At 60.4% G+C, this 3992-nt stretch carries 5 protein-coding genes; 2 read left to right on the plus strand and 3 right to left on the minus strand.

Annotated features, from left to right (window positions below):
* Positions 1–634, plus strand: a 634-nt coding sequence (locus tag ACFFAR_RS26845) for an MFS transporter (RefSeq protein ID WP_174365731.1), incomplete at its 5' end; no start/stop codon positions are given.
* 6 nt (positions 635–640) lie between these two features.
* On the opposite strand, the gene ACFFAR_RS26850 is transcribed toward ACFFAR_RS26845, so the two are convergent.
* Positions 641–1558, minus strand: coding sequence for an ion channel (locus ACFFAR_RS26850; RefSeq protein ID WP_375508788.1), 918 nt, complete (start codon positions 1556–1558; stop codon positions 641–643).
* Positions 1559–1816: 258 nt separating this feature from the next.
* Between ACFFAR_RS26850 and ACFFAR_RS26855 the strand changes: the two genes are divergently transcribed.
* On the plus strand, positions 1817–2578 hold the full coding sequence (locus ACFFAR_RS26855; protein WP_174365440.1) for a 3-oxoacyl-ACP reductase: 762 nt from the start codon (positions 1817–1819) through the stop codon (positions 2576–2578).
* 175 nt (positions 2579–2753) lie between these two features.
* Here ACFFAR_RS26855 and ACFFAR_RS26860 read toward each other — a convergent pair whose 3' ends face one another.
* Both ACFFAR_RS26860 and ACFFAR_RS26865 read right to left on the minus strand, forming a co-directional pair.
* Positions 2754–3212, minus strand: a complete 459-nt coding sequence (locus ACFFAR_RS26860; protein ID WP_375508789.1) for a hypothetical protein — start codon at positions 3210–3212, stop codon at positions 2754–2756.
* 250 nt (positions 3213–3462) lie between these two features.
* Positions 3463–3992: substrate binding domain-containing protein (locus ACFFAR_RS26865; protein WP_375508790.1), on the minus strand; the 530-nt coding region annotated here is incomplete at its 5' end.

Here is a 3992-nt window from a genome sequence, read left to right on the forward strand (position 1 = left end):
CATTCCGTCGCGCCAGCCCGATCACAAGGCCACCTATGTGCAACTGATCCGCTCGCTCGGCACGCTCGTCGCAACCATGCCGGTCCTCCGGCATCGTGCGTTGTATCAAGGGCTGATGTTCGCCACGTTCAGCTTGTTCTGGACCGCCGTGCCCGTCGAGCTGATCCGCCATCACGGGCTGACGCAGAACGGCGTCGCGCTGTTTGCACTGGTCGGTGCAATGGGCGCGACGTCGGCGCCACTCGCAGGACGGCTCGCCGATGCCGGTCATTCCCGGCTCGGCACCCTGATTGCCTTGATCCTCGCCGCATTGTCGTTCATGCCGTTGCTCATCCATCCCGCGTGGGGCGTGGCCGGCCTCGTGGTGACGGGAGTCGTGCTCGACTTTGCCGTGCAGATGAACATGGTGATCGGCCAGCGCGAGATTTATGGACTTCATGCCGCAAGCCGTAATCGTTTGAATGCGCTTTATATGACCAGCATTTTCATAGGCGGTGCATGCGGATCGGCGGTTGCGAGCACGTTGTTCGAGCGCGGCGGCTGGACCTTGATTGCGAGCGTCGCCAGCGTGTTTCCGCTTCTCGCCTTGCTGCATTATCTGTTCGTCGGACGCTCGGCTACGCGGCTTGCCTGAGCCGCTTCAAAGCGGCACGACTTCGTTGAACTTCGCGTAGTCGATATGCGTTTCGCCGTTCTGCACCGAGAGCAAATCGACGTATCGATGGCCATATAAAATTGACTCAGGCGGCCAACTGCGGCGCGCCTGCATGGGCTGCATGGTGGTTTCGTCGAGACCTTCCACCATCAGCATCAATTCGGCGTTGCTTGCTTCGAGCGACTCGAGCGTCTCTCCGTGGAGCGGACTGTTTTCATCGATCACATGCATCAGGCTCCAGCTCAGCAGAAATGCCGGATGCTGGTCGCGGATGAGCGGCAGGTCGTGCACCTTGCGCGAGAAAAAGCCTTCAGGGGTAGTCTCCGAACGTATCACGCGCATCCGCGCCTTAGCCTCGACAATGACGTTCTGCCGCGCATTCGCGGCGCGAACCATCAGCGTCAGACGGCCATCGATAGGACGAACCACAGCATTGTTCGCGAACAGAATGCGCGCGCGAGGCCGCGAGAACCGCGCGAAGATCATGCCGGTCGTCAGCGCGATGCCCGACATGCCCACGAAGATCTCGCCCGTCGCAATCGCATGACCGTACAGCGTCGCCGGATGCATGTCGCCATAGCCCACCGTCGCGAGCGTTTCGACGCTGAAGAAGAACGCGCCGAGCAAACCGGCGGGCGCCTGATTCGCGATCGCGTGCTGCCCCATCTGGAATAACAGCGCGAAACCCAGGTTGAGCACAAGGAACAGCAACGCGACGACACCGAAGAAGACCGGCCACTTGGCGGTCAGCGCGATGTGATAGATGTCATGCCAGAAGTAAGTCCTGAGTCCGTGCGTTGTCACGTGGTGCCGGTCATCTAGAACGATCCGCCGATGCGGCGGCGCCGCATGATGCTCTGCCGGCTGCTCGCTATGCGGTGATTTTGGTGTCTCGTGTGGCATGGTCGGTCGTTCTCATAGGGGACGGCCGGTCAATACATGGCTGCCGGCGAAAGGCGTCATATTAATCGCGAAATAGTACGGAGGACAGATCAATCCATCTAATGATTGATGTCACGCCTTGAGCGAATGGGGGCGTCGATCAGCGCGAGATCATCGCCAATACAGAAATCCGGCGATTGCGAATAGCCGAACCGCGCGGCGACCAGACCCTCCTGCATAATGCTCCGATCCAGTCCCAAACGAACTTTGGAGAAATCGATGCTACTGCCTGAACAGAACGTACTCGTGACCGGTGGCGCACGCGGGCTCGGTGCGGCGATCACCGAAGCGCTCGCGCGCGAGGGCGCCGGCGTCGTGATCAACTATCGTCGTAGCGAAGTTCAGGCGAAAGCGCTCGCGGAGCGGCTCGGGCCGCGCGTGGTGGCGATTCAGGCCGATATCACCGACAAGGCGTCGGTCGCGCGTCTCTTCGACGAGGCTCACGCGAAAACTGGCCGCCCGGTGCATGCCGTGGTGAACAACGCGCTCGCGAATTTCAGCTTCGATGGCGACGCGCGTCCAAAGATCGGCGACATTGAATGGGCGCGCTTCCAGCAGCAGATCGATGGCGCGCTCAAGGGCGCGCTGAACACGATTCAGGCCGCGTTGCCTGCGATGCGCGCCGCCGGCTTTGGCCGTATCGTCAATGTCGGGACCAATCTGTTCCAGAATCCTGTTGTGCCGTATCACGATTACACGGCGGCAAAAGCGGCGTTGCTCGCGCTGACGAGAACCGCATCGAACGATCTCGGACCAGACGGCATCACGGTGAACATGGTGTCTGGCGGCCTGCTGCGCACGACCGACGCCAGCAGCGCGACGCCCGAAGCCGTGTTTGACATGGTCGCGGGATTCACGCCGCTGCGCCGGGTCACGACGCCTGCCGAGTTCGCCGACGCAGTGCTGTTCTTCCTCTCGCCATGGGCCCGCGCGGTGACGGGGCAGAACCTGGTGGTCGATGGAGGGTTGGTCAAGGGATGAGGATGGAAAGTTCTCCGCTTGGGCGAGGAGCCAGGCGCAGAGGCGTCCGCCCCGGAGAGCTTGACTGACCGCAATGGTTTGACCTCGGCCCGGCGCGCCCAGATAAGGCGCCCCCCTCGCCGGTTTGAGGTCGATCCGAGCCGGATAGTCAACCGTCGTTCGTGCCGTAGCTATATCAACGAATGATGAGTATCGTCTGAACGCCGTCGTCGTTGACGTCAAATCGAACATACGCTGCGTCGTCAAGAACGTATATCAAGGCTTGTGTCCCGGGCATTACAAGCGGCGGCTTCTTCACTGGTTTGCCAAGGGTCGAAGTTATTTTACTCAGGCTATCCCCGATCTTGATGCCGAGTACGCTTCCCGTGTAAGGAGCATCAAGCCGTATCGTCTCAACATGGCCTGCCGGATTGAAGAATACCCAGATGCCACGCGTTCGGAGGTGTAGATCCGTCTTGCCCTTGTTCGGATCGGCGACAAAACTGGGCAATGCCGGATTGCGGACTTCCGGTTCGACCTGCATTTGCGTATTCAATGCGGTTTGGACCGAAGGGATGTCGTCGCCGAGCTTGAATCCAAGATTCGGCAAGGGACTCATTTGAGCGTTTGCGGTGCCATTGAGGACAATCACCAAGCCTAGCGCGAGCCATACTGCGTACCTGTTTCTCACTTCGATTTTTCCCGTAGGTTGTGCGTTTTCGAATCTTGCGTTATCGATCTTTTGCTACATGGCGTGCAGGGGAAGCGACCACTCGCCGGATCGAGGCTGCCTATCCGGACCGGATGCTCCAAAAATGCCGCTGCACGTTGTTTATCGACAGTGTGGCGATCTTCTTTAGTCCCCGACACGCCAACCCGCAAGCTGAACTCGTCTCAGTGATGTATCAAACCCCGGAACTCCCAAAGGCCTCCACAAGATACTCGATGAACACCCGCACCCTCATCGGTACCCTCCGGCCAGTCGGATAAACAAGATGGATCGGCACGCGCTCGGGCTGCAACGCCGGCAACAGGACCTGGACCTGCCCGTTACGGATCTCTTCCGCGAGCAGCCAGTATGGAGCCTGAGCAATGCCAAGGCCGCTCAGCACAGCCGCACGGATGTGCTCGGCATCACCGGTCAGCAGCGAGCCGTGCGGAACGTAAGAAACAGACTCCCGCCCGACCTTGAGCGCCCAGGGGTATCGCTCACGGCCCTTCGCAAAGACGATGCAAGCGTGCTGATCGAGATCCGCGAGCCGCGCCGGCACGCCCCTCGCGGCCAGATACGCGGGGCTCGCCACCAGCACGAAGTCGGTCTCGGACAGCTTTCTGGCAGTGAGGGAAGAGTCTACGAGTCGCCCATGGCGAACCGCCAGGTCGACACCGTCGCCAATCATGTCGACATGACGCTCCGATACCGACAGTTCGACCG

This window comes from uncultured Caballeronia sp., from assembly GCF_964243625.1.
Classification (GTDB): Bacteria; Pseudomonadota; Gammaproteobacteria; order Burkholderiales; family Burkholderiaceae; genus Caballeronia.